This window comes from Streptomyces sp. NPDC039430, assembly GCF_055639435.1.
In genome coordinates this window covers 101,852-126,218 of the sequence record NZ_JBVKAK010000001.1, presented here as the reverse complement: position 1 = coordinate 126,218, position 24,367 = coordinate 101,852, and the positions used below count along the sequence as shown (strand labels likewise).

Below are 24,367 nucleotides of genomic sequence, written 5' to 3'. Positions count from 1 at the left end.
AGCGCCGCCCGCGTGTCAGCGGCGGGCGGCGAGCGACAGGGTTCTGCGCGCCGCCGCCACGATCGCCGCGTCCACGAAACGGCCGTCGGGCAGCGCGCGGGCCCCCGCGTCGGCCGCCGCCTCGATGATCTCCTCGGCCTCGACGACTTCCCGGGCCGTGGGCAGATACGCCCGCTCGATGACCGGCAGCTGGCGCGGATGGATCGCCGCCCTGCCGACCAGCCCCAGCGCCCTGCCGTGGCGGCAGGACGCCGCGAGACCGTCCAGGTCCCGCACGTCGGGGTAGACCGACTGCGCGGGCGGTGCCAGACCCGCCGCGCGGGCCGCGACCACGACCCGGCCGCGCGACCAGTCCAGGCCCGCGTCGTCCCGTACCCCCAGATCCGCGCGGAGATCGGCCTCGCCCAGGGCGATGCCACGGACCGCCGGGTGGGCGGTGGCGATGGTGTGGGCGTGTTCCACGGCGAGAGCCGATTCGAGCAGCGCGTAGAGCGCGACCCCGGGCGCGCGCGAGGCGACGCGGTGGAGGTCCGAGGCGTGGCTGACCTTCGGAACGCGCAGCCCGGACAGTCCCGGGAGGCCGACCAGCGACGGCAGGTCGCGTTCGTCGGCGATCCTGACATGGACCGGGGTCTCGTGGGGGGCCGAGAGGAACTCGGCGGTGGCGGCGCGCGCGTACTCCTTGCGATCGGGCGCCACCGCGTCCTCCAGGTCGACGATCACGACTTCCGCGCCGCAGGACAGCGCCTTCGCCATCACCTCCGGCCGGTCCCCGGGCACATACAGCCAGGTGAGCGGGGCCGGGCAGGTGAGCGGCGCCGTCACAGCGCGCCCGCCGAGCGGAGCGCGGCGATCTCGGTTCCGGACAGGCCCAGCTCGGTCAGGACGCTGTCGGTGTCCGCGCCGTGCGGGCGGCCCGCCCAGCGGATGGCGCCGGGGGTCTCGGAGAGCCGGAAGAGGACGTTCTGCATCCTGAGGGGCCCCAGCTCCGGGTCGGGGACCTCGGTGATGGTGTCCAGGGCCTGGTACTGGGGGTCCGCCATGACGTCGCGGATGTCGTAGACGGGCGCGACCGCGGCCTCCGCCTTCTCGAACTCGGCCATGGCCTCCTCGCGGGTGTGCCGGGCCATCCAGTCGCCGACGGCGTCGTCCAGTACGCCGGCGTGGTCCGCGCGCCCGCTGCCGGTGGTGAACCACGGCTCGTCGATCAGCTCCGGGCGGCCCACCAGGCGCATCACACGCTCGGCGATGGACTGCGCGGAGGTGGAGACCGCCAGCCAGGAGCCGTCGGCCGTGCGGTAGGTGTTGCGCGGGGCGTTGTTGCGGGAGCGGTTGCCGGTGCGTGGCTGTACGTAGCCGAGCTGGTCGTACCAGAGGGGCCCCGGGCCGAGGACCGTGAGGATCGGCTCGATGATCGCCAGATCCACCACCTGGCCGCGGCCCGTGCCGGCCCGGCCGCTGAGCGCCGTCATCACCGCGTACGCCGTGGCCAGCGCGGCGATCGAGTCGGCGAGACCGAAGGGCGGCAGGGTGGGCGGCCCGTCCGGCTCGCCCGTGACGGCGGCGAACCCGCTCATGGCCTCGGCGAGTGTGCCGAAGCCGGGCCGGTGGGAGTACGGGCCGAACTGTCCGAAGCCCGTCACCCGCGCGAGTACGAGCCGGGGGTTGGCGGCGGACAGCTCCTCCCAGCCGAGGCCCCATCTCTCCAGGGTGCCCGGCCGGAAGTTCTCGATGATCACATCGGCCCCGGCGGCCAGCCTGAGCAGCAGATCACGGCCGCCCGGGGTGGAGAGGTCGAGGGTGATGGGGCGCTTGTTGCGGCCGAGGAGCTTCCACCACAGGCCCACGCCGTCCTTCGCGGGGCCGTGTCCGCGCGACGGATCGGGGCGGGTGGGGTGCTCGATCTTGATCACCTCGGCGCCGAAGTCACCGAGCATGGTGGCGGCGAGCGGGCCCGCGAAGAGCGTCGCGAGGTCGAGGACGCGCAGACCGGCGAGGGGCGGGGCGGGCCGGCCGGTGGCGGCCTCGGCGGGGTTCGGCTGTGCTGGGGCGGGCCGGCCGGATTCAGGCTGTCCGGGGGCGGGGCTGCTGGGGGCGTGCGCGGTCATCGGACCTCGATCTCGGTGCGGTACGGCATGGAGGTGGACGCCCCGGGGCGCTGCACGCAGAGCGCGGCGGCGGCCGACGCCCAGCGCATCGCCTCGGGCATGGGGAGGCCCTCGCAGAGCGCGACGGCGAGGGCGGCCACATAGGTGTCACCTGCGCCGGTGGTGTCCACGGCGGGCACCCGGGGCGCGGTCACCGTCACGGGCGCCGCGCCACGGGCCGCGTACAGACTCCCCGCCGCTCCCATGGTGATCACGACCTCGGGGACCTGCCGGAGCAGGGCCTCGGCCGCCGCGTGCGGGGCGGCGAACCCGGTGAGCGTGGCCGCCTCGTGCTCGTTGGGGACGAGCAGATCGACGGCGGCGAGGAGTTCCGGCGGCAGGGGCTGGGCGGGCGCGGGGGTGAGAACGGTCCGTACGGAGTGCCGGTGTGCCGCCTCCGCGCCTTCCAGTACGGCGTGCAGGGGCAGTTCGAGCTGGAGGAGCAGGGCGTCGGCGGCGGCGATCACGGTCTCGTCGCCGGGGCCGAGCCCGCTGAACGTACCGTTCGCCCCCGGGATGACGACGATCGCGTTGCCGCCCTCGTCGTCGACCACGATATGGGCGGTGCCCGAGGCCCCCTCGTCGGTGCGCAGGAGATCCGTGTCGACCCCGGAGGCTTCGAGGGTGTGCCGCAGCAGCTCCCCGTACTCGTCCGCGCCGACCGCGCCGATCATCGCGACCTGACCGCCGAGACGGGCGGCGGCGACGGCCTGGTTGGCGCCCTTGCCGCCGGGAATCGTACGGAACTCCCGGCCCGTCACGGTCTCCCCGTGCTTCGGGGCATGCGCGACATACACGACGAGGTCCATGTTGGCGCTGCCGAGCACCACGATGCCGCTCATGTGCGACGCGCCTCCCTCCGCGGCTCCCGCCCGGCCGGGCCATGGGCCACGGCACGGGTCAGCTCGGCGAGCGTGTCGAAACCGATGCCGTCGAACCCGGCGACGGAGGTGGCGAGCCGGTTCTTGAGCGGGGCGGTCCAGCGCTCGGGCAGCCTGGCCGGATGGCCGGCCAGCAGCCCGGCGACGGATCCTGCCGTCGCGCCGTTCGAGTCGGTGTCCCAGCCCCCGGACACCGCACGGCAGATGGAGCCGCTGAAGTCGCCGTCCGCGTGGGTCAGCGCGGCGGCCAGCAGCGCGGCGTTGGGCAGGACGTGGACCCAGTGGTAGTGGCCGTAGGCGGCGTGGAGCGTGTCGGCCACGGTCTCGAAGTCCCGGTGGGCGCGGGCGGATTCGATCCCGAAGGCGACCGCCCCGGCGAGGCGGGAGCGCGGCGGTACGACGGACAGCCCGGCCCTCAGACAGCCGTGCACCTCGTCGGTGCGGGCCGCCGCGGCGATGACGGCCGCGACGAACATCGCTCCGTACACCCCGTTCGCCGTATGGGTGAGTGTCGCCTCCCGGTGCGCCTGCGCGGCGGCGGCCGCCGGGTCGCCGGGGTTGGTCCAGCCGTGGACGTCCGCGCGGATGGCCGCCCCGATCCACTCCCGGAACGGATTGCGGTACCGGGCGGTCTCCGGCGGCTCGATCCCGCTGAGCAGATTGCGGTACGCGACGCGTTCGGCGGTGAACGTACGTCCGGCGGGCAGTTCGTCGAGCCAGAGCCGCGCGACGTCGGCGGTGGTGAAGCCGCGGCCGTGGCGCCGGAGCAGTTCCACCGTGAGCAGGGGGTAGTTGAGGTCGTCGTCCTCGGGCATCCCGTCGATGTTCTCGGCGAGCGAGACCGGCGCGGAGCGGCGGTTCCACGGGTACGCGGCGGCCAGCTCGTCCGGCACCCCCTCGGCCGTGAACCAGGTGCGCAGCGGCCAGTTGCCGGTGGCGCGGGCGAGGGCCCGGATGCCGGCGAGGGGGAGCTTCTCGACGGGTTTGCCCAGCAGACAGCCCACGGCCCGGCCGAGCCAGGCGGCGTGCAGCCGGGGGACGGAGAGGGCGGGCGACGGCTCACGCGGGGTGCCGGGCCAGGCGGGGCAGGCGGCCCGGATCGCGGGCAGATCCGTCGGTTCCGCGTCCGCGAGGGGCGCGGGCAGCAGGGCCAGTTCGTCCAGCAGCCCGGCCGCCAGCGACCGTAGCCGGGAGGTGGCGGGTACCGGGGAGGCGCCCGCGCGGTCCGGGGCGGGCAGGCCGCCCGCCGCGTGCCAGCGTGCGGCGATCCGGGCGGCGTCGCGGCCGTCCTCGGCGGCCTGGCGCAGTTCATGACCGATCAGGTCCTCGGGCTGCACCCAGGTGAGACGCAGGTCCGTCATCGCACGCCCGCCGGCTGTTGAGCCGCAGCGAGATGAGGGGCCGTCACCTGGGACGCCGTCAGCTCGACGAAGGCCGCCTCGTGCGCGCGGCGCCGTTCCGTATCGCGGGCGAACACCTCGTACGCCACCTTCGTCAGCGCCCGCGCGGGGGCGTGCAGATCGAGGCGGCTCGCCTCGGCCACGTCCCGCGCCCACTCGGCGGGGACGGCCGCCTCGCCGCCCAGCGCCCCGGCGAGCGCGCCGCTCATCGTGGCGATCGAGTCGCAGTCCCGGCCGTAGTTGACCGAGCCGAGGACCGTACGGCGGTAGTCGCCCGCGCCGATCAGCAACATGCCCAGCGCGATGGGGAGTTCCTCGATGGAGTGCAGCCGGGAGGGGCGGCGGGCGCCGAGCGACGGGGCCCGGTAGTGCGGGCCGACGGTGTCGAACGGCGCGACCGCCTCGCGCAGCCCGCGCTGCGCGGACTCCGTGTCGCGGTGCCGGGCGGCCACCGCGCAGACCGCCTCGATCGCCGCGCGCGTGCCGTCGTTCGCCAGGTCCAGACAGGCCGCCACCACCGAGGCGGGTGTGGCGTGCGGCAGACACGCGGCGGCCACGGCGGCGGCGAACACCCCGGCCGCCTCCCGCCCGTACGACGACTGGTGTGCGCCCGCGACCTCGATCGCCTCGGCGTAGGCGGCGGCCGGATGCGCCGCGTTGACCAGACCGATGGGTGCCATGTACATCGCCGCACCGCAGTTGACGATGTTTCCCGTGCCCGCCTCGCGTGGATCGACATGCCCGTAGTGCAATCGGGTGACCAGCCATTTCTCGGCGAGGAAGATCCGCTGGAGCGGCAGCGCCTCGGCCTCCAGCTCGGGGATCCAGCGGGGCGTGGAGATCAGGTCGGGCACGAGATGGCCGGCGACCGCGTACGCGTCGAGATGGTCGCGGACCTTCTCGTACACCCGGATCAGCGCGTGCGTCATGAGGGTGTCGTCGGTGATGTGCCCGTCGCCCTTGTGGTACGGGGCGAGCGGGCGGGCGGTGCGCCAGTCCTCGTTCCACGGTCCGACGATGCCGGTCACCCGGCCGCCGTGCCGTTCCACGATCTGCTCGGGGGAGTACCCCTCGACCGGGCCGCCGAGCGCGTCACCGACGGCCGCGCCGATCAGACAGCCGGTGATCCGGTCGGTGAGGGGAAGGGTCGGCGGGGGCGCGCTCGTCGCGCTCTTCGGTGTCATGCCCTGCTGGAATGTCGTACCGGACGGGGATGTCGTACCGGACTGTGGTGTCGTACCTGGCTGGGGTGTCGCACCGGACTGTGGCGTCATGTCGGAATTGTCCACCCGGAGTGGTCAGTTCCGTGGCTGCGAGCAGTCCGGCGAGTTCGACGAGATCGGTCCCGGCGAGCCGGGGGAGCGCACACCCCGGCAGGGTCCGGCAGGCGTCCCGCCAGGTGGCCGGTACGGCGTCGCCCCCGCCGAGCGCGCCGGTCAGCGCGCCGGCCAGGGCGGGGGCGGAGTCGGCGACCCTGGAGAGGCAGGCGGCGGCGGGCACCGCTCCGGCGACGCTGCCACCGGAGGCGAGGGCCAGGGCGAGGGCGACGGGCACGGTCTCGGCCGCGGCGATGCCGTAGCTGTAGACGTGGTCGACGATCTGATGCTCAAGAAGCGGTACGAGCGCGAAGGCACCGGCCGGTTCACCGGCGAAGTCACGGGCCAGCTTGACGGCGTGACGGGCGTTGCGGCCGATCTCCGTGGGCTCGGGCAGCTGGTCGAGAGCGGCTTCCACGGCGGCCTCGGTGTCCCCGCCGCCGAGCGCGGTCGCGACGGCCGCGGCCATGGCGCGGGCGCCGTGCACGCCGTCGCCGTCCTGGGTGTACCGGGCGTCGAACTCGGCGAGTTCGGCGGCGGCGGCCGGATCGCCGGGGTGGACGGCGGCGAGCACGACGGCCCGTACGCAGGCGGCGTCGTCGAAGTAGTGCGGGTTGTCATGGCCGGTGGCGGGCGGGCGCAGTCCGGTGGCGAGATTCCCGAGGCCCGCGCGTACGGAGATGCGTGCCCGCAGGGGCGGTACGGCCGACTCGACCTCGGGCGCGCGGGCCGCCGCGGCGGCGATCTCGCAGGCGAGGGCGTTCCACGCGAGATCGACGGCGGCGCGCATCCTGCGGTCGGCGCCGAGGTCCTGGAAGAGGTCACCGGCGGCGGTGAGCACGGACTCGGCGGCGAAGGCGGCCCACTCGGCGTCGTCGGAGGGGCCGAGTCTGAGCGGCTCGGGGGGCTGGTTGAGCGCGATGGGCACGGGGAGGGTGGTGGTCGCGTTCTGCTCGGCGAAGGTGTCCAGCTCGCGGGTGAGCCGGCGCGTCCACTCGGGCATCCGCGCGGCGCGGTGCCGGGCGGCGGGCCATCCGGCGGCGTCCCCGGCGGCGAGCCCGAGGAGCAGCCCCTCGATCCGGCGGAGGGGGACGGCGCCGGGGCCGACGGCGTCGGGAGGGGCGGCGTCGGGAGGGACGGCGTCGGGATCGGCGGCATGGGGAGGGGCGGCGTCGGGAGGGACGGTGTCGAGTGGCACGCCGTCGCGGGCGATGGCCTCGCGGGCGGCGGCATCCGGAGGCGCGGCGTCGGAAGGGGCGGCGTCGGGGGAGCGGCTCCCGGCCGCCGCGCACCGGCCGCCGGGGGGCTCCGGCGGGTGGGGTGCCTCGGCCCACGCCCGGTCCTCGCGGGTCCGGGTCCGCTCGTTCGCTGTCATGACGCCACCCTTTCGTCGTAGTCCGGCATGAGCAGGTCCGCGATGTCCAGTACGTGGTAGCCGCGCATCGAGGGCAGGCAGCTGCCCCGGACCGGGCCGATGGCCGAGGACCATTCCCCGGGGATCGCCGCCGCCCCCGACATCGCCCCCGCCAGGGCGCCCGCGACCGCCGCGGTGGTGTCGGCGTCGCGGCCCATGTTGACCGCCGTCAGGACCGACGTACGGAAGTCCCCGCGCGCCGCCGCGAACGCGCCGAAGGCCAGGCCCACCGCCTCGGGCGCCAGATCGGTCCAGGGGTAGCCGCCGATGACCACCGAGGAGCGGACGGCGCGCTCCATCGTGAGGGTGTCGGGGTACGCCCGCTGCGCGGCGACGACCCCGCGGCGCAGGGTGCGGGCCGTCCAGGAGTCCATCGGGACCACGGAGAGCGCGGCGGCGATCACCGAGGCCGGTCCGGCGCCGCCCATCGCGGCGGCGACCCCGGCCGCCACCGCCCGGCCGCCGTAGATGCCCTCGCCGTCGTGGCTGACCCGGCCGTCGACGGCGACCAGCCGCGCGGCCTCCTCGGGGCGGCCCGCGGCGAAGACGCCGAACGGCGCGGCGCGCATCGCGAGCCCGTCGCTCCAGGCGTGCCGGTGCTGGGCCGTGATGGGCGCCGCGAGCCCGCGCCGCAGGTTCTCCAGCGTGCCGCGCTCGCTGAAGCCGGCCCCGCGGAACGGGCCCTCGTCGTGGTCCGCCAGCCAGTGGTGCCAGGCGTTCTCCACATGCGCGACGGTCAGGGCCGAGCCGTGCCGGGCGAGCAGGAGCCCCGAGAAGATCGCGTACTCGGTGTCGTCGGTGCCCGCGGGACTGTCGGTCACGAACCCTTCGATACGGCCCCAGCGGCGGCGGATCTCGGAGGGCCGCATGTTCTCCGCCGGGGCGCCGATCGCGTCGCCGACGGCGAGCCCGAGCAGGGCACCGCGCGCCCGGTCCCGGAGCACCGCGACCGGATCGGTCACGTCGACCGTCTCGACCGCGTCGACCGTCTCGACCGCGTCGACCGTCTCGGGCGCGTCGGCCGACCCGGCCGCGGGATCGCGAGGGACTGACTCCATGGCGTGGCCCTTTCGCGCGAGCCTGTGACACCGCATCCGTGTCTCCGCATCTGTGCCACACGGAGGGCCGGGGGAGTCCGGGAAACCCCGCTGTCACCCGGGTGACATCCGCGCCGTGACCCGGCCCGACGCCGGTGAGCGACCCGGCCCGACGCCGGTGAGCGACCGCGCCCAACGCCGGTAAGTACGGCCTTCCTTGCTGGCGGGAGCCGTTTTTCGTGCGTACTTTCGAAGTGTTGAGAGGGGTGGCACCGGTCCTCGGCGGACCGGAACCCACCCCCGTGAAAAAAGGGGAGAGGCATGTCCATCATCGAAACCGAGGCAACGCTCCACGAGGCCCACCGTGACAACCACACGCATCGCGATGTGAACGGCGGCTGGCTGCGTCCCGCGGTGTTCGGCGCGATGGACGGACTGGTCTCCAACCTCGCGCTGATGACCGGTGTCGCGGGCGGCGCGGTCTCCCAGCAGACGATCGTGATCACCGGGCTCGCGGGCCTGGCGGCCGGTGCCTTCTCGATGGCCGCCGGGGAGTACACCTCGGTCGCCTCCCAGCGTGAGCTGGTCCAGGCCGAGCTGGACGTGGAGCGCGGGGAGCTGCGGAAGCACCCCGCCGACGAGATGGAGGAGCTGGCCGCGCTCTACGTGTCGCGCGGCGTGGAGCCGGAGCTGGCCCGTGAGGTGGCCCGGCAGCTCTCGAAGGACCCCGAGCAGGCGCTGGAGATACACGCGCGCGAGGAGCTGGGGATCGACCCGGACGATCTGCCGTCGCCGCTGGTCGCCGCCGTCTCGTCGTTCGGCTCGTTCGCCCTGGGCGCGCTGCTGCCCGTACTGCCGTATCTGCTCGGCGCCACCGCGCTGTGGCCGGCCGTGCTGCTCGCGCTGACCGGGCTCTTCGCCTGCGGCGCGCTGGTGGCGCGGGTCACGGCGCGCAGCTGGTGGTACAGCGGGCTGCGGCAGCTGTTCCTGGGCGGTACGGCCGCGGCGCTCACGTACGGGCTCGGGGCCCTGTTCGGCGCGGCGATCTGAGGGCTGTCCCGGGCGGGACTTTTCCCCCGCCCGGAGCCATCCCGAATCCGGGAGCGAGGCTCTAACCTGGAGAGGGCCCCCGAGGGCGGGCGGGCGGAAACGCCCGCCCTGTAACGTACGTCCCCGCGCGTTCCGGCCTCCGGGATGCGACACTTTGCCAGCGCCGTACCGTCGGCCCGTTACCCAGCGGTTTCGAGTTGGTAATCACCGGGCATGAGCCGTAGGCGCCGCGGGCAACGAAGCCTGCTCCGCTCCTGCCGACCGGACGACGATCTGTCCGTCTGCGCCCCCCTTCACCGCTACGCGCGGTGTCCACATGCTGGAATAAGCTATCCACTTTCCGAGAAGCTGCCCATCATGTAACCTGCACGAAATTTCTTGGAGGGCCAACGTCGTCCCTCGGTACTCGCATATGCCACGACGACGACGGGAGAGCCGATGCGTTCCGACGCCTGGTCGCCCATGGACGGTCGCCCCGCCCCGCAAGGGATGTACGACCCCCGTAACGAGCACGACGCCTGTGGCGTCGGGTTCGTGGCCACCCTCACCGGTGTTGCCAGCCATGCGCTGGTGGAGCAGGCGCTGACCGTACTGCGCAATCTCGAACACCGCGGCGCCACCGGCTCCGAGCCGGACTCCGGTGACGGCGCCGGAATCCTCCTCCAGATCCCGGACGCCTTCCTCCGCGAGGTCGCCGGGTTCGACCTGCCGGAGACCGGCTCGTACGCCGTCGGCATCGGCTTCCTGCCCGCCGACGACGCCACCGACGCCGTCTCACGCATCGAGACGATCGCCGCCGAGGAGGGCCTGGACGTCCTCGGCTGGCGCGAGGTCCCCGTCGCCCCCGAGCTGCTCGGCGCCGCCGCCCGCTCGACGATGCCGGCCTTCCGCCAGCTGTTCGTGGCGGACGGTACGAGCGCGGGCATCGCCCTGGACCGCAAGGCGTTCCTGCTGCGCAAGCGCGCCGAGCGCGAGGCCGGGGTCTACTTCCCGTCCCTGTCCGCCCGGACGATCGTCTACAAGGGCATGCTCACCACCGGGCAGCTGGAGCCGTTCTTCCCCGACCTCTCCGACCGCCGGTTCGCGACCGCGATCGCGCTGGTCCACTCGCGGTTCTCCACCAACACCTTCCCGAGCTGGCCGCTCGCCCACCCGTACCGCTTCGTCGCGCACAACGGCGAGATCAACACGGTCATGGGCAACCGCAACTGGATGCGGGCCCGCGAGTCGCAGCTGGCATCCGGACTCTTCGGTACCGAAGCGCTGGAGCGGATCTTCCCCGTCTGTACGCCCGACGCCTCCGACTCCGCGTCCTTCGACGAGGTCCTTGAGCTGATCCACCTCGGCGGCCGGTCGCTGCCGCACTCCGTGCTGATGATGGTCCCCGAGGCGTGGGAGAACCACGACTCCATGGACCCGGCCCGGCGCGCCTTCTACCAGTTCCACGCCACGATGATGGAGCCCTGGGACGGCCCCGCCTGTGTCACGTTCACCGACGGCACGCAGGTCGGCGCGGTCCTCGACCGCAACGGACTGCGTCCGGGCCGCTACTGGGTGACCGACGAAGGGCTCGTCGTCCTCTCCTCCGAGGTCGGCGTCCTCGACATCGACCCCGCCAAGGTCGTCCGCAAGGGCCGCCTCCAGCCCGGCCGGATGTTCCTCGTCGACACCGCCGAGCACCGCGTCATCGAGGACGACGAGATCAAGGCGTCCCTCGCCGCCGAGCAGCCGTACCAGGAGTGGCTGGAGTCCGGCGAGATCGAGCTGTCGGACCTGCCCGAGCGCGAGCACATCGTCCACACGCACGCCTCCGTCACCCGCCGCCAGCAGACCTTCGGCTACACCGAGGAGGAGCTGCGCGTCCTGCTCGCACCGATGGCACGGGCCGGCGCCGAGCCGATCGGCTCCATGGGCACGGACTCGCCGATCGCCGCGCTCTCCGCCCGGCCCCGGCTGCTCTTCGACTACTTCACCCAGCTCTTCGCGCAGGTCACCAACCCGCCGCTGGACGCCATCCGCGAGGAGCTGGTCACCTCGCTGCGCTCCACGCTCGGCCCGCAGGGCAATCTGCTGGAGCCGGCCGCCGCGTCCTGCCGAAGCGTCACGCTGCCCTTCCCGGTGATCGACAACGACGAGCTGGCCAAGCTCGTCCACATAAACGCGGACGGCGACATGCCGGGCATGAAGGCCGCCACGCTCTCCGGTCTCTACCGGGTCGGCGGCGGCGGTGACGCCCTCGCCACCCGTATCGACGAGATCTGCTCCGAGACCGACGCCGCGATCGAGAGCGGCGCCCGGATCATCGTGCTCTCCGACCGGCACTCCGACGCCGAGCACGCCCCGATCCCCTCGCTGCTGCTGACCGCCGCCGTGCACCACCACCTCATCCGCACCAAGCAGCGCGCCCAGGTCGGGCTGCTCGTCGAGGCCGGCGACGTCCGCGAGGTGCACCATGTCGCACTGCTCATCGGCTACGGCGCCGCCGCCGTCAACCCGTACCTCGCCATGGAGTCCGTCGAGGACCTGGTCCGCGCCGGTACGTTCATCGAGGGCCTGGCCCCCGAGCAGGCGATCAGGAACCTGATCCACGCGCTCGGCAAGGGCGTCCTGAAGGTGATGTCCAAGATGGGCATCTCCACCGTCGCCTCCTACCGGGGCGCGCAGGTCTTCGAGGCCGTCGGCCTGGACCAGTCCTTCGTCGACAAGTACTTCAACGGCACCGCCACCAAGATCGGCGGCGCCGGTCTCGAAGTCGTCGCCCAGGAGGTCGCCGCCCGGCACGCCAAGGGCTACCCGGCCTCCGGGATCTCCGCGAGCCACCGCAAGCTGGAGATCGGCGGCGAGTACCAGTGGCGCCGCGAGGGCGAGCCGCACCTCTTCGACCCGGAGACCGTCTTCCGGCTCCAGCACGCCACGCGCTCGCGCAGCTACGACATCTTCAAGCAGTACACGAGCCGGGTGAACGAGCAGTCCGAGCGGCTGATGACGCTGCGCGGCCTGTTCAACTTCACCGCCGGCCGTACGCCCGTCCCGCTGGACGAGGTCGAGCCCGCCTCCGAGATCGTCAAGCGCTTCTCCACCGGCGCCATGTCGTACGGCTCGATCTCCCGCGAGGCGCACGAGACCCTCGCCATCGCCATGAACCAGCTCGGCGGCAAGTCCAACACCGGCGAGGGCGGCGAGGACGCGGACCGGCTCTACGACCCGGCCCGCCGCTCCTCCATCAAGCAGGTCGCCTCCGGCCGCTTCGGTGTCACCAGCGAGTACCTGGTCAACGCCGACGACATCCAGATCAAGATGGCGCAGGGCGCCAAGCCCGGCGAGGGCGGCCAGCTGCCCGGCCACAAGGTCTACCCGTGGGTCGCCAAGACCCGGCACTCCACCCCGGGCGTCGGGCTGATCTCCCCGCCCCCGCACCACGACATCTACTCCATCGAGGATCTCGCCCAGCTGATCCACGACCTCAAGAACGCCAACCCGGGGGCCCGCATCCATGTGAAGCTGGTCTCCGAGGTCGGCGTCGGCACCGTCGCCGCGGGTGTCTCCAAGGCGCACGCCGATGTCGTCCTGATCTCGGGACACGACGGCGGTACGGGCGCCTCGCCGCTCACCTCGCTCAAGCACGCGGGCGGCCCCTGGGAGCTGGGCCTCGCCGAGACCCAGCAGACCCTGCTGCTCAACGGGTTGCGCGACCGCATCGTCGTCCAGACCGACGGCCAGCTGAAGACCGGCCGCGACGTCGTCATCGCCGCGCTGCTGGGCGCCGAGGAGTTCGGTTTCGCGACCGCGCCGCTCGTCGTCTCCGGCTGCGTCATGATGCGCGTCTGCCATCTGGACACCTGCCCGGTGGGCATCGCCACCCAGAACCCGGTGCTGCGCGAGCGGTTCTCCGGCAAGGCCGAGTACATCGTCAACTTCTTCCAGTTCATCGCCGAAGAGGTCCGCGAACTCCTCGCCGAGCTGGGTTTCCGTACGCTCGAAGAGGCCGTCGGCCACGCCGAACTGCTCGACACCGAGCGGGCCGTGAACCACTGGAAGGCGCAGGGCCTCGACCTGAAGCCGCTCTTCCACGTGCCCACGCTGCCCGAGAACGCCGTACGCCACCAGGTCATCGGCCAGGACCACGGCCTGGAGAAGGCGCTCGACAACGAGCTGATCAAGCTCGCCGCCGACGCCCTGGGCGCCGAGAGCGCCGAGGCCGCCCAGCCCGTACGCGCCCAGATCGGCATCCGGAACATCAACCGGACCGTCGGCACCATGCTCGGCAACCAGGTGACCAAGAAGTTCGGTGGCGCGGGCCTGCCCGACGACACCATCGACATCACCTTCACCGGCTCCGCGGGCCAGTCCTTCGGCGCGTTCCTGCCGAGCGGTGTCACGCTGCGCCTGGAGGGCGACGCCAACGACTACGTCGGCAAGGGCCTGTCCGGCGGCCGGGTCGTCGTACGGCCCGACCGCGGCGCCGACCACCTCGCGGAGTACTCCACCATCGCGGGCAACACCATCGCCTACGGCGCCACCGGCGGCGAACTCTTCCTGCGCGGCCGCACCGGCGAGCGCTTCTGCGTCCGCAACTCCGGTGCCACCGTCGTCTCCGAGGGCGTGGGCGACCACGGCTGCGAGTACATGACCGGTGGCCGGGCCGTCGTCCTCGGCGAGACGGGCCGCAACTTCGCGGCCGGGATGTCGGGCGGCGTCGCGTACGTCATCGACCTCGACGCCGACAACGTCAACGCCGGCAACCTGGGCGCCGTCGAACAGCTCGACGACACCGACAAGCAGTGGCTGCACGATGTGGTGCGCCGCCACCAGGAGGAGACGGGCTCCACCGTCGCGGAGAAGCTGCTCGCCGAGTGGGACACCGCGGTGGACCGCTTCAGCAAGATCATCCCGACCACGTACAAGGCAGTGCTCGCCGCCAAGGACGCCGCCGAGCTGGCCGGTCTCTCCGAGACCGAGACCACCGAGAAGATGATGGAGGCGGCGACCAATGGCTGACCCGAAGGGCTTTCTCACCACCGGCCGCGAGGTCGCCAGGACCCGCCCCGCCGAGGAGCGCGTCAAGGACTGGAACGAGGTCTACGTTCCGGGCTCGCTGCTCCCGATCATCAGCAAGCAGGCCGGACGCTGCATGGACTGCGGCATCCCGTTCTGTCATAACGGCTGTCCGCTGGGGAATCTGATCCCCGAGTGGAACGACTACGCGTACCGCGAGGACTGGACGGCCGCGAGCGAGCGGCTGCACGCCACCAACAACTTCCCGGAGTTCACCGGGCGGCTCTGCCCGGCCCCCTGCGAGTCGGCGTGTGTCCTCGCGATCAACCAGCCCGCCGTCACCATCAAGAACGTCGAAGTCTCGATCATCGACAAGGCGTGGGACAGCGGTGATGTCACCCCGCAGCCGCCGGAGCGGCTCTCCGGCAAGACCGTCGCCGTCATCGGCTCGGGCCCGGCCGGGCTGGCCGCCGCCCAGCAGCTGACCCGGGCCGGCCACACCGTCGCGGTGTACGAGCGCGCCGACCGGATCGGCGGACTGCTGCGGTACGGCATCCCCGAGTTCAAGATGGAGAAGTCGCACATCAACCGCCGTATCGAGCAGATGCGCGCGGAGGGCACCAAGTTCCGTACCGAGATCGAGATCGGCCGGGACATCGACGCGGCGAAGCTGCGCAAGCGGTACGACGCCGTCGTGATCGCCGCGGGCGCCACCGTCTCGCGCGATCTGCCCGTCCCGGGCCGTGAGCTGAACGGCATCCACGTCGCGATGGAGTACCTGCCCCTCTCCAACAAGGTGCAGGAGGGCGACCTGACGGTCTCCCCGATCTCCGCCGAGGGCAAGCACGTCGTGGTCATCGGCGGCGGCGACACCGGCGCGGACTGCGTCGGTACGGCGCACCGCCAGGGCGCCGCCTCCGTCACCCAGCTGGAGATCATGCCGAGGCCGGGCGAGGAGCGCGCCGCGCACCAGCCGTGGCCGACCTTCCCGATGCTCTACAAGGTCACCTCCGCGCACGAGGAGGGCGGCGAGCGGGTCTACTCCGTCTCCACCACCCACTTCGAGGGCGACGAGGACGGCAACGTCCAGTTCCTGCACCTGGTCGAGGTGGAGTTCACGGGCGGCAAGCTGGAGCAGAAGCCGGGCACGGAGCGGAAGATCCCGGCCCAGCTGGTCACGCTCGCCATGGGCTTCACCGGCACCGACCAGGAGAACGGCCTGGTCGAGCAGTTCGGCCTGGAGCTGGACGAGCGCGGCAACATCGCGCGTGACGCGGACTTCGCGACCAACGTGCCCGGCGTGTATGTCGCCGGGGACGCGGGCCGCGGCCAGTCCCTGATCGTGTGGGCGATCGCCGAGGGCCGCTCGGCGGCGCGCGGTGTGGACCGTATGCTGACCGGCGCGAGCGATCTGCCGGCCCCGATCCGTCCGACGGACCGCGCGCTGACGGCCTGACACCTCACCGGTTTCCGTCACGGTCTCCGGTTTCACCCAAGACTCCCGTACAACGGCGTACGGGCGGTGCCGGCCCGGGGAGCGTCTCCCGGGCCGTCCCGCAAGACGCGGCGCCTGCTCAGTCCCCGACCGGACCATGGCAGGCGCCGTGGTGCGTGACGGCTGGCATAATCGCGAGACTCGCCGCCCGTCGACCACAGAGGACCACGCATGGTCACCGCCCCCGCCCCGTCCGGATCCGCCATCAGCCTCCGGAAGGTGGAGGAGACGGCCCCGGCGCTGGTCAGCCTCTACAAGAGCGCGGCGGTCTCGCTGACGAAGCACGGGCTGAGCGGACAGCGGGCGGCCGTCTATCTGGTCCTCGACCACTCGGGCTCGATGCGCCCGTACTACAAGGACGGCAGCGTGCAGGCCCTGGCGGACCGGGTGCTGGGGCTCTCCGCGCATCTGGACGACGACGGCGTCGTGCCCGTCGTCCTCTTCTCCACCGACATCGACGCGGAGTCGGACATCTCGCTGGCCGACCACCACGGCCGGATCGACGCGATCGTCGCCGGGCTCGGTCATATGGGCAGGACCAGCTACCACGTGGCCATGGACGCCGTCATCGACCACTACCTGGACAGCGGTTCGACCGCCCCGGCGCTGGTGGTCTTCCAGACGGACGGCGGCCCGGTCAGCAAGCCGGCCGCCGAGCGGTATCTCTGCAAGGCGGCCGAACTGCCGCTGTTCTGGCAGTTCATCGGCTTCGGCGATCCGGACAGCAGGCAGTTCGACTTCCTCCGCGCGCTCGACGAACTCGCCGTCCCGGCGAAACGGCGCGTCGACAACGCCGGCTTCTTCCACGCGGGCGAGGACCCGCGCCGGGTCGAGGACGCCGTACTGTACGACCGGCTGGTGGGCGAGTTCCCGCACTGGCTGAGCCGGGCGCGCGAACTGGGCATCGCCACCTGAGGCCGTGGGGCCCCTGGGGTCGTGAGGTCCTTGCGCTAGGTGTCGCTGTGGGGCGTGGCGAGCAGTCCGTCGATGAGAACCCGTATCTTCCACGCGGCCCGGGTCGCCCCGTCACCGCCGGTCAGCAGCGGGGTCAGCGCGCGGATCGTGGGGTAGCGCTCTGCGGGCAGTGACCGGTAGAGGGCGTCGAGCCGGGCGGCGAACGCCTCCTCGGCCTTCTCCTCTTTATCGGTGGTCTCTTCGGGGGGCGAGCCGTCCGACCGCTCCTGGCTCCGCCGGGCGCGGGACCACATCGCCTCCTCCAGGGCGGACGAGGCGATGTACTGGCCGATCAGGTCCGCCGCCCAGGCGCAGGCGGCGTCGCTGATCCCGCCGGTCCGCAGCAGCCGCAGCAGCTCCTCGGTGATACGCAGGATGTGCGGGCCCGGCAGGGTGCCCGTCATCCCGACGGTCGCGATGTCGTTGTGGGCGGCCAGCGCGGCCACCGCGCGGTCCACGAGCAGTTCGAGCCGGGCGCGCCAGTCCCCGTCCGCGTCGGTGGGCAGCCGGACGTCCGCCACGGCCAGGTCGTGGGCGAGGGCCATCAGCGCGCCCCGGTCGGGCACGTACACGTACAGGGAGGCGGGTCCCGTCTGTACGGCCTGGGAGACCCGCCGCATGCTCACCGCCTCACATCCCAGCTCGTCCACCAGGGCCAGGGTGGCGGCCACGATCGCGTCGAGGCTCAGTGTCGTTTTCGCGGACCGGGTCCGGGGGCGGGCGGGCATGGCCCCCATCCTAGCTTGACGAACATCGTTCGTTAAGGGCAGTCTGTCGTTGACGAACACTGTTCGTCACGTCTGACCCTCACCCGCTCCGTCCGAAGGAGACCCGTCATGACCTGGGACGTACACCGCCTGCCGCGCGCCGAGGGCAAGACCTTCCTGGTCACCGGCGGGAACGCGGGGATCGGCTACTTCGTCGCCGAACAGCTCGCCACGACCGGCGCCACCGTCGTCGTCGCCGGCCGCAGCGCGCCGAGAGGCGAAGCCGCGACAGCCTCGATCCGTTCGCGTGTGCCGGGCGCGCTCGTGCGCCACATACCGCTGGACCTCGCCGATCCCGCCTCGATCGAGAAGAGCGTGTACGCGCTCGGCGTGGAAGCCCTCGACGCGGTGGTCCTGAACGCCGGAGTGCTGCTGGACGATCCGCCGCGCCGCGAGACCGCCACCGGCCACGAGCTGATGTTCGCCACCAACCACCTGGGGCACTTCGCCCTGACCGCGCGCCTGGCCCCACTGCTCCACGCCGCGCCCGCCGCGCGGGTCGTCACCACGGGCAGTTTCGCCGCCAGAAGCGAACGGCTCGACCTCGACGACCTCCAGAGCACACGCGACTACCGGCCCAAACGCACCTACGGACGCTCGAAGCTGGCCCAGACGCTGTTCGGCCTCGACCTCGACCGCCGGCTGCGCGCGGCACACAGCACGACCATCAGCGTGGTGTGCCACCCCGGCGGCGCACTGGACGCCCTGACACCGTCCCGCCCCCCGCTGCATGTACGCACCACGGCCCAGCGGCTGCGCGGTCTGCCGCTGGGCCTCCTGGTTCAGGGCAAGGAAGCGGGCGCGTGGCCGGCGGTCCGGGCCGTCCTCGACCCGGCCGTGCGCGGGGGCCAGTTGATCGGCCCCCGGGTGTTCGGTCTGCGCGGGCGACCACGGTCCGAGCCGGTACGCGAGCGATTCGCGGACCTCGACACCGCGCGACGCCTGTGGACGGCGAGCGCCGCCCTGACCGGTACGGACCCCGACCCCGCCTCAGGAGCGGGCTGAGCGGCCCGCCACTTGAGCGGTTCGGCGGCGGGTCTTCTCGCCGCTGTCGTGCGAGAAGCCGGCCCGGCCCGTACCGCCATGGCCGCCCCTGCCCTCGTCGAGCCGGCGATCAGTTCCGACAGCGACGAGGCGGCCCGAACCCGGGCACTCCGGCGCTTGGAGTGCGCCGCCGACCTGCCGGTCCGCGCCGTCGCCGTACGTTCGCGGCTTCCGCTTGACCAGGTCGCCACCCTGCTCCGCCCGGCTCGCACGGTCGAAGCGGCACCGCTCGCCGAGGCCGGCGTCATCCTGGCGTCCACCGTGGCCCAGACCCGGTTGTCGGCGGGCGTCCGCGCGCGCATCGGCGCCGCCGAAAGTCCTGAGCTGTCCTGGCACCAGGCCCGGACAGCTCTCCGCTTCACCACCCCACGCCGCACGGCAGTCCTCTGCGCCGGACTCGGGGCGTTGGCACTGCTCGCGCAGGTTCCCCAGGACAGCTCGCGCGCCCCCCGGCGTGGCCGCGTCCGCGTTCGCCCGTATCGCCGACAGCCCGCAGGATCTGGATCTGGAGATTCTGGACGCCTACTGCGTCACCGGCTCCCTTCGCCGGGCCGCCGACCTCCTCTCTGCGGAGGACACATTTCGGAGCGAGACCGGAAACGGTAGCCAACACCGGCTGAACGGCCGGATGGACCACACCCGGTGGGGTCAGGCGGGGAGTTCGTCCTGCTTGACGGCGGTGACGAAGGTGGACCAGTGGTGGGTGGGGAAGAGAATGGCGGGGCCGTGGGGGTTCTTGCTGTCGCGGACGGGGACGGCGGCGGGGTGGCCGTCGGATACCTCAAGGCACGCGCCGTCTCCGTTGTTGCTGTAGCTCGACTTGCGCCATGCGATCAGTGCGGACGCGTCAGGAATCGTCTTCATCTTCATACTCTCTCAGGTATCTGCGGATCAGGTTGAGGGACTTGTCCTCTGGAAGGGCCAGAGATCGGGCGACATCGAAACACTGTGTCAGCTCGATTATTCTCTTCGGCAACTCTACTGTTTCACCGGTCTTGAAGCTCTCGACGAAGGCCATCATCCCGCCGTCGTGCAGCGTGAGCAGGGTCAGGCAACCGCCAAGCATGGGGTGCGCCCCCTCGCTGAACGGGAGCACTTGAATCGTGGAGTGGACGCGTTCGGCTGCTTTCAGCAGGTGATTGAGCTGCCTCGACATCAGCGTCGCGCTCTTCATGGGGCGTCTCAGGGCCGCTTCGTCCAGGATCGCCCAATAGAGGAGCGGCTCCGCGCGGTCGAAGATGGCCTTCCGGCGCATACGAATGGCTACGAGGTCATTCACCCTTCCCTCGGAGGCGCCTGGAAGAGACGTGCGGAACAGTTCGCGCGCGTACTCTTCGGTTTGCAGAAGCCCTGGAATGAGGCTGCTCGTGAAAACTTGGATCCGTTCGGCCTCGACCTCCTTGCTCACAACCACCCTCCCGTAGTCGGGAATTGGACTGTCGTGAGCCAGTTCCAACAGATCGGCCAACACTCCATCGGCGTCAAAGAACGCGTCCAGCGAGTTCACCAACGCCTCGGATGGTAGCTGATCCCCCAGTTCCACTCGGCCGAGATAGCTGTGCGAGTAGCCACCCACCTGTTCGGACAGCTGACGGATCGACAGCCCTCTCCCTTCTCGCAGGCGACGGACCCGCCTTCCCAGTCTCAACCGTGCTGTGAGCTTGCCTGATTCGTTGTTGAACTCCACCTCGATCGAACCTTCTTTCGCCCAACCCGCCGTCCACCGACGATTTTTGGTGACGGCTCGGATATGTCTCCAGTGTGCCCGATAGGGGATCGTAATGGCCACCCCTTCCCGACATTCAGACCGCCGAAGCGTGGCTATTCCGTTGGGAATTCAATTGACGCCATGGGGTCTATTCCGCATGGCCGAAACGGAAAGGTGCTCAGCATGGTGATGGAAGGCCGGCCGGACATCAGCCATCCCAACTCCCCCTACTACGGCTCCGTCGTACTGCGGTGGAGCCGTCATCCGAGTTGTGTCGGGCTCGCGCGGCTTGAGTTGCGTAAAGCGCTTGCCGGATGGGGGCTTTCCGCGCTGGAGGATTCGGCCGTGCTGATTCTTTCCGAGCTGCTCACCAATGCCGCCCGGCACGCTCGTGTATCTCCCGGGCGCGAGATCGAGACCCGCTACGTACCGCGTCCCGACGGGCTCCGGATCGAGGTGCATGACGCGTCGTACGAGCAGCCGAGGCCACGGGTGCCCGCGCCCGACGCCTGTGACGGGCGGGGGCTCGTCCTCGTGGAGGCGTTGGCCGATGTCTGGGGGGTCAGCGAGCGGAACGGGCCCGGGAAGATGGTCTGGGCGCATCTGTCGCTCCCGCCGGGGGCCTCGTAGACCCTCCCCGGTCCGGCTCAGCGGTCGGTGAGCAGCTCCGCGTCGTGCGCCAGGACCGCCGCCTGAACGCGGTTGGCGCAGCCCGTGCTCGTCAGGATCCGGCTGATGTGCGCCTTGACCGTACCGGCGCTCAGATAGAGCTGATCGGCGATCTCCGCGTTCGACAGGCCCGTCCCGACCAGCCGCAGGACTTCCCGCTCGGCGACGGTCAGTTTCTCCGTTCGGCGCCGGGCGTCCTGGGTGTCCTGCGTGGACCGTACGTGCTGTTCCATCAGCTGCCGGGTGATCCGGGGCGCCAGGACCGGTTCGCCGGTCGCCGCGCGCCGTACCGAGTGGATCAGTTCGGTGGGGCCGGTGTCCTTGAGCAGGAAGCCGTTCGCGCCGACCCGCAGGGAGCGCGTCACGCTCTGTTCCTCGCCGAAGGCCGTGAGCATCACCACGTGCGTGGCGGGCGAGATACGGGCGATCTCCTCCGCCGCGGCGATTCCGTCCCTGCCCGGCATCTGGATGTCGAGCAGCGCCACGTCGATGGTCCGCTCGCGACAGGCCGCGACGGCCTCGCGGCCGTCGGACGCTTCCGCCACCACCTCGATGTCGTCCGCGTTCTCCAGGATCAGCCGGATGCCGGCGCGCATCAACGTCTCGTCGTCGGCAATCAGGACTCGAATCACCTGTTCATCTTAGGACGGCCATGGTCAGGAGAAATATCAGGAACGCGGCCGTCGGCAGTACGACGAACGCCGCCGCGCAGCCCGCGCCCAACACCCTCGGCCAGGTCAGGACTTCCGACGACAGGGGAGGGCGGGTTCCCGCGCGGAGCGCTCCCCGCCCCGTTGTCCCCGGCCCGCTCGTCGCGGGCGGGGGGACGGCGGTCTGGGGCATGCCGTTCGGACGGGACGGCAGCAGGGCGGCCACCCGGAATCCGCCGCCCCACAGCGGTCCCGCCGTGAACGACCCCCCGAGCAGGGCGATCCGTTCCTCCAGACCCACCAGCCCGCTGCGGTTGCCGGGCTGCGGGTGGCGGCCCTCGCGCGGCGCCTCGTTGGTGACGGCGACCTCAATCCCGCCGTCCCTGTTCCCGATCTCCACGCGCGTGGGCGCCCCGGACGCGTGCTTCAGTACGTTCGTCAGCCCCTCGCGGACCACGCGGTGTATCGACTGGCGTGTGCGCGGGCTCGGATCAGCGGTGTCGGGGACCGACCAGTCCAGTTCCACCGTGACACCCGCCCGCCGGGACTCGGCCACCAGGGCGCTGATGTCCTCGCGCGTCCCCCGGTCCCTGTCGGACTGCGACGCCGCGTCCTCGCGCCGCAACAGGCCCAGGATGTCGCGGAGTTCCTCCATCGCCGTACCGGCCGTCGTACGCAACAGCTCGGCCTGGCCCGCCAGCGGCGGTGCCTGGCGCGCGGCAGCCATTTCCAGCGCCCCGGCGTGCACCGAGATCAGGCTGAGCCGGTGGCCGAGGAGGTCGTGCATCTCACCGGCGATACGGGTACGTTCCTCCATCCGCGCCGCCGCCGCCGTCAGTGAACGGGCCTGCTCCAGATAGGCGTTGCGTTCCCGCAGCAGGCTGACCAGGGGGCGGCGCCGCCCGAGCAGTGTCCCGGCGAGCGCGGGGAGCACGACGAGGAGAACGGCCGAGGCGGCGTTCCCCGCCAGATGCTCCACCCAGGCGCCGGGCACGATCAGGCTTCCGGTGACCGTCAGTACGACGCACACCGCGCAGGCGATGCCCGCCGCGCGCCAGGCCCGGGGCGGCGCGATGCGGCGGGTGGCGGACAGCACGATCAGCGGTACCACCGCCAGCACCCAGACATTGGGGCCCACCAGCAACGGCCCTGTCCCCAGCACCGCCTGTACCGGACGGTGTCGCCGCAGCGGCATCAGGCACGCCGCGTAGAGCGCCTCCAGTACGGCCAGTACCGGCCGGTCGGGCCGCAACAGCAGCAGGGGGACCAGTCCGAGGGCGCCTGTCAGTACGACGGTCAGCGTCTCGGCGACGACGGTACGGCGCGGGGCCCGGCGCACGGCGGACCACGCTCCCGCCGCCTCGCGCCGTACCGACCGTACGACGTGCGCCGTCCCGGACCTCGCGCGCGCCCGGGCCGCCGGCGCCGAGGCCGCCCGCGCGGGTGTCGGTGTCGGCCGCGTCATGTCCATCCCTGCTCTCGCCCCTCGTTCAGACGTGGGTCCTGAGGACCTCCGGGCCCCGCAACGGTAGCCCCGGCCGGGACCGCCTCTCACACGCGCAGTCGCGGAGCCAGATCCGCCTTCAGCGCGGTCGGGTCCACACCGTGCGCGCGCAGCAGCCGGGGGACCGAGTCCGCGTCGTCGTCCGCCGCGTCGTCGAGGAGCGCGGCCAGGAGGTGCACCGTGCCGGCCGAGGGGGCCTGGTGCTCGGCCGCGATGAGCCGGGCCGAGGCGAGGGTCCGCTCGGCGGCGGCGGAGGGCCGCACCTCATCGGGTACGGGAGAGGGGTCGGCGGCGAGGGCGGACAGGGCCAGCTCCTCCAGCCGTACTCCATGTGTACGGAGCAGAGCGGCGGCCCCGTTGACGGCCGCGACCTCCGGCGCAAGCGACCGTCCCGCGACGGACAGCGCCCGGTCCAGGGCCAGGACGGCGAGCAGCAGATGCACCGGCTCCGCCGCATTCCGTCCGCACCGTACGGCCTGGCGACTCGCCTCGACGGTCACCGCGAACAGCATGGACGTGCCGTCGCCGGGGTGCTGGGTCGTCCATGCCATCACCTTGCGCGCCAGCCAGTTGCTCCGGTCCTCCAGCAGCCCGGCCCGGCGCAGGACGGTGGCGGCGTGGGAGAGCGGGCGGTCGGTCGCGGGCGGGGCGGATGACTCCCGCGAGGAGCGTGCGTCCAGCGCGTCCAGCGCGGCGTACGCGGCGGTCCGGTCCAGCCGCCGCAGCGCGTACGCTTCCCGCGCCCTGCTGTGGGGGAGGTCCAGCAGGGCACGGGCCACATGCCGGGCGTACACACCGGGGGACGCCTCCAGACGGGCGAGCCCGAGGGCGAGGAACAGGCAGGCGCGCAGGGCGCCGGACGGCTCGGGCCACTCCTGGTCGCCGGGGGAGCGCGTCTCTGCCCGCTCCCGCGGCTCTACCGCCTCTGCCGCTTCTGCCGCCTCTTTCGTCTCCGCCGCCTTCGCCGACTCGGGGGCCTTCGCCGTCTTCCGGGCGCGCAACGCGGTCTGCCACTGCGCGACGCGCCACGCGGCGGCGACCTCGTGCTCATCGGCGGGTTCGCCCGACGTCTCGTCGTCGTGGTCGTCGCTCGCCCAGCCGTTCCCCGCCCGGCCCCGGATCAGTCCGCTCAGCGAGCCGGAGTCGCGCATGCCGGGGGCGATCGCTTCGCCGGCCGCCGAATCGCCCATGACCAGGGCGGCGAGCAGGTCCTCCGTGCCCACGGTCCGCGACTCGCACTTCACCGCGCGCTGAAGCGTCTCCACGAGAAGTTCGCTGACATCGGTCTCGAACTCCGTGCTCAGGAAGGTGAGTTGCGGGTGATTCTCCATCGGGC

The 24,367-nt window shown here is 72.2% G+C and carries 19 protein-coding genes; 6 read left to right on the top strand and 13 right to left on the bottom strand.

Going from position 1 to position 24,367, the window contains the following annotated elements:
- Positions 1-15: 15 nt before the first annotated feature.
- The 7 genes from ACZ7LS_RS00490 to ACZ7LS_RS00460 are packed head-to-tail and all read right to left on the bottom strand — an operon-like array spanning position 16 to position 8,216.
- Positions 16-825 carry an HpcH/HpaI aldolase/citrate lyase family protein gene (locus ACZ7LS_RS00490; protein WP_382663832.1) on the bottom strand — a complete coding sequence of 270 codons (810 nt, stop codon included), beginning with the start codon at positions 823-825 and terminating at the stop codon, positions 16-18.
- Positions 822-2,108 (bottom strand): CaiB/BaiF CoA transferase family protein, encoded by a 1,287-nt coding sequence (locus ACZ7LS_RS00485; RefSeq protein WP_382525463.1) that lies wholly within the window; start codon positions 2,106-2,108, stop codon positions 822-824. The genes ACZ7LS_RS00490 and ACZ7LS_RS00485 overlap by 4 nt, the downstream gene beginning before the upstream one ends.
- Positions 2,105-2,989, bottom strand: a complete 885-nt coding sequence (rbsK, locus tag ACZ7LS_RS00480; protein WP_382525461.1) for a ribokinase — start codon at positions 2,987-2,989, stop codon at positions 2,105-2,107. The genes ACZ7LS_RS00485 and rbsK overlap by 4 nt, the downstream gene beginning before the upstream one ends.
- A complete protein-coding gene (locus tag ACZ7LS_RS00475) occupies positions 2,986-4,389 on the bottom strand; it encodes an ADP-ribosylglycohydrolase family protein (RefSeq protein WP_385132318.1) in 1,404 nt (467 codons plus the stop codon). The genes rbsK and ACZ7LS_RS00475 overlap by 4 nt, the downstream gene beginning before the upstream one ends.
- On the bottom strand, positions 4,386-5,612 hold the full coding sequence (locus ACZ7LS_RS00470; RefSeq protein ID WP_385132315.1) for an ADP-ribosylglycohydrolase family protein: 1,227 nt from the start codon (positions 5,610-5,612) through the stop codon (positions 4,386-4,388). Before ACZ7LS_RS00470 ends, ACZ7LS_RS00475 begins: the two co-directional genes overlap by 4 nt.
- Positions 5,521-7,119 carry an ADP-ribosylglycohydrolase family protein gene (locus tag ACZ7LS_RS00465; protein ID WP_385132312.1) on the bottom strand — a complete coding sequence of 533 codons (1,599 nt, stop codon included), beginning with the start codon at positions 7,117-7,119 and terminating at the stop codon, positions 5,521-5,523. Before ACZ7LS_RS00465 ends, ACZ7LS_RS00470 begins: the two co-directional genes overlap by 92 nt.
- A complete protein-coding gene (locus tag ACZ7LS_RS00460; protein ID WP_385132309.1) occupies positions 7,116-8,216 on the bottom strand; it encodes an ADP-ribosylglycohydrolase family protein in 1,101 nt (366 codons plus the stop codon). Before ACZ7LS_RS00460 ends, ACZ7LS_RS00465 begins: the two co-directional genes overlap by 4 nt.
- A gap of 300 nt (positions 8,217-8,516) precedes the next feature.
- Between ACZ7LS_RS00460 and ACZ7LS_RS00455 the strand changes: the two genes are divergently transcribed.
- The 4 genes from ACZ7LS_RS00455 to ACZ7LS_RS00440 all read left to right on the top strand — a co-directional run bounded on the left by ACZ7LS_RS00455 (position 8,517) and on the right by ACZ7LS_RS00440 (position 16,650).
- Complete coding sequence (locus ACZ7LS_RS00455; protein ID WP_382525451.1) at positions 8,517-9,245, top strand: VIT1/CCC1 transporter family protein; 729 nt, start codon at positions 8,517-8,519, stop codon at positions 9,243-9,245.
- 438 nt (positions 9,246-9,683) lie between these two features.
- Complete coding sequence (gene gltB, locus ACZ7LS_RS00450; protein ID WP_382525449.1) at positions 9,684-14,243, top strand: glutamate synthase large subunit; 4,560 nt, start codon at positions 9,684-9,686, stop codon at positions 14,241-14,243.
- Complete coding sequence (locus tag ACZ7LS_RS00445) at positions 14,236-15,696, top strand: glutamate synthase subunit beta (RefSeq protein ID WP_382525447.1); 1,461 nt, start codon at positions 14,236-14,238, stop codon at positions 15,694-15,696. The genes gltB and ACZ7LS_RS00445 overlap by 8 nt, the downstream gene beginning before the upstream one ends.
- A 210-nt stretch (positions 15,697-15,906) precedes the next feature.
- Complete coding sequence (locus ACZ7LS_RS00440; protein WP_385132304.1) at positions 15,907-16,650, top strand: vWA domain-containing protein; 744 nt, start codon at positions 15,907-15,909, stop codon at positions 16,648-16,650.
- A 35-nt stretch (positions 16,651-16,685) separates the two neighbouring features.
- Here ACZ7LS_RS00440 and ACZ7LS_RS00435 read toward each other — a convergent pair whose 3' ends face one another.
- Positions 16,686-17,417, bottom strand: coding sequence for a TetR/AcrR family transcriptional regulator (locus tag ACZ7LS_RS00435; RefSeq protein WP_385132301.1), 732 nt, complete (start codon positions 17,415-17,417; stop codon positions 16,686-16,688).
- 108 nt (positions 17,418-17,525) lie between these two features.
- Between ACZ7LS_RS00435 and ACZ7LS_RS00430 the strand changes: the two genes are divergently transcribed.
- Positions 17,526-18,461, top strand: a complete 936-nt coding sequence (locus ACZ7LS_RS00430; protein ID WP_382525442.1) for an SDR family NAD(P)-dependent oxidoreductase — start codon at positions 17,526-17,528, stop codon at positions 18,459-18,461.
- A gap of 687 nt (positions 18,462-19,148) precedes the next feature.
- Here ACZ7LS_RS00430 and ACZ7LS_RS00425 read toward each other — a convergent pair.
- Both ACZ7LS_RS00425 and ACZ7LS_RS00420 read right to left on the bottom strand, forming a co-directional pair.
- Complete coding sequence (locus ACZ7LS_RS00425; protein WP_382525440.1) at positions 19,149-19,370, bottom strand: DUF397 domain-containing protein; 222 nt, start codon at positions 19,368-19,370, stop codon at positions 19,149-19,151.
- Positions 19,348-20,187: a DUF5753 domain-containing protein gene (locus ACZ7LS_RS00420; protein WP_382525438.1), complete on the bottom strand. Its 840-nt coding sequence runs from the start codon at positions 20,185-20,187 to the stop codon at positions 19,348-19,350. Before ACZ7LS_RS00420 ends, ACZ7LS_RS00425 begins: the two co-directional genes overlap by 23 nt.
- A gap of 204 nt (positions 20,188-20,391) precedes the next feature.
- Between ACZ7LS_RS00420 and ACZ7LS_RS00415 the strand changes: the two genes are divergently transcribed.
- Positions 20,392-20,838: an ATP-binding protein gene (locus ACZ7LS_RS00415; RefSeq protein ID WP_382525436.1), complete on the top strand. Its 447-nt coding sequence runs from the start codon at positions 20,392-20,394 to the stop codon at positions 20,836-20,838.
- A 17-nt stretch (positions 20,839-20,855) separates the two neighbouring features.
- Here ACZ7LS_RS00415 and ACZ7LS_RS00410 read toward each other — a convergent pair whose 3' ends face one another.
- The 3 genes from ACZ7LS_RS00410 to ACZ7LS_RS00400 form a co-directional block, all read right to left on the bottom strand.
- Complete coding sequence (locus tag ACZ7LS_RS00410) at positions 20,856-21,509, bottom strand: response regulator (RefSeq protein WP_385132295.1); 654 nt, start codon at positions 21,507-21,509, stop codon at positions 20,856-20,858.
- Positions 21,510-21,513: 4 nt separating this feature from the next.
- The gene (locus ACZ7LS_RS00405; RefSeq protein WP_385132292.1) at positions 21,514-22,992 is read right to left on the bottom strand and encodes a sensor histidine kinase; all 1,479 of its coding nucleotides are present in this window, start codon (positions 22,990-22,992) and stop codon (positions 21,514-21,516) included.
- An 86-nt stretch (positions 22,993-23,078) separates the two neighbouring features.
- A complete protein-coding gene (locus ACZ7LS_RS00400) occupies positions 23,079-24,362 on the bottom strand; it encodes a hypothetical protein (protein WP_385132289.1) in 1,284 nt (427 codons plus the stop codon).
- Between the last annotated feature and the right edge of the window lie 5 nt (positions 24,363-24,367).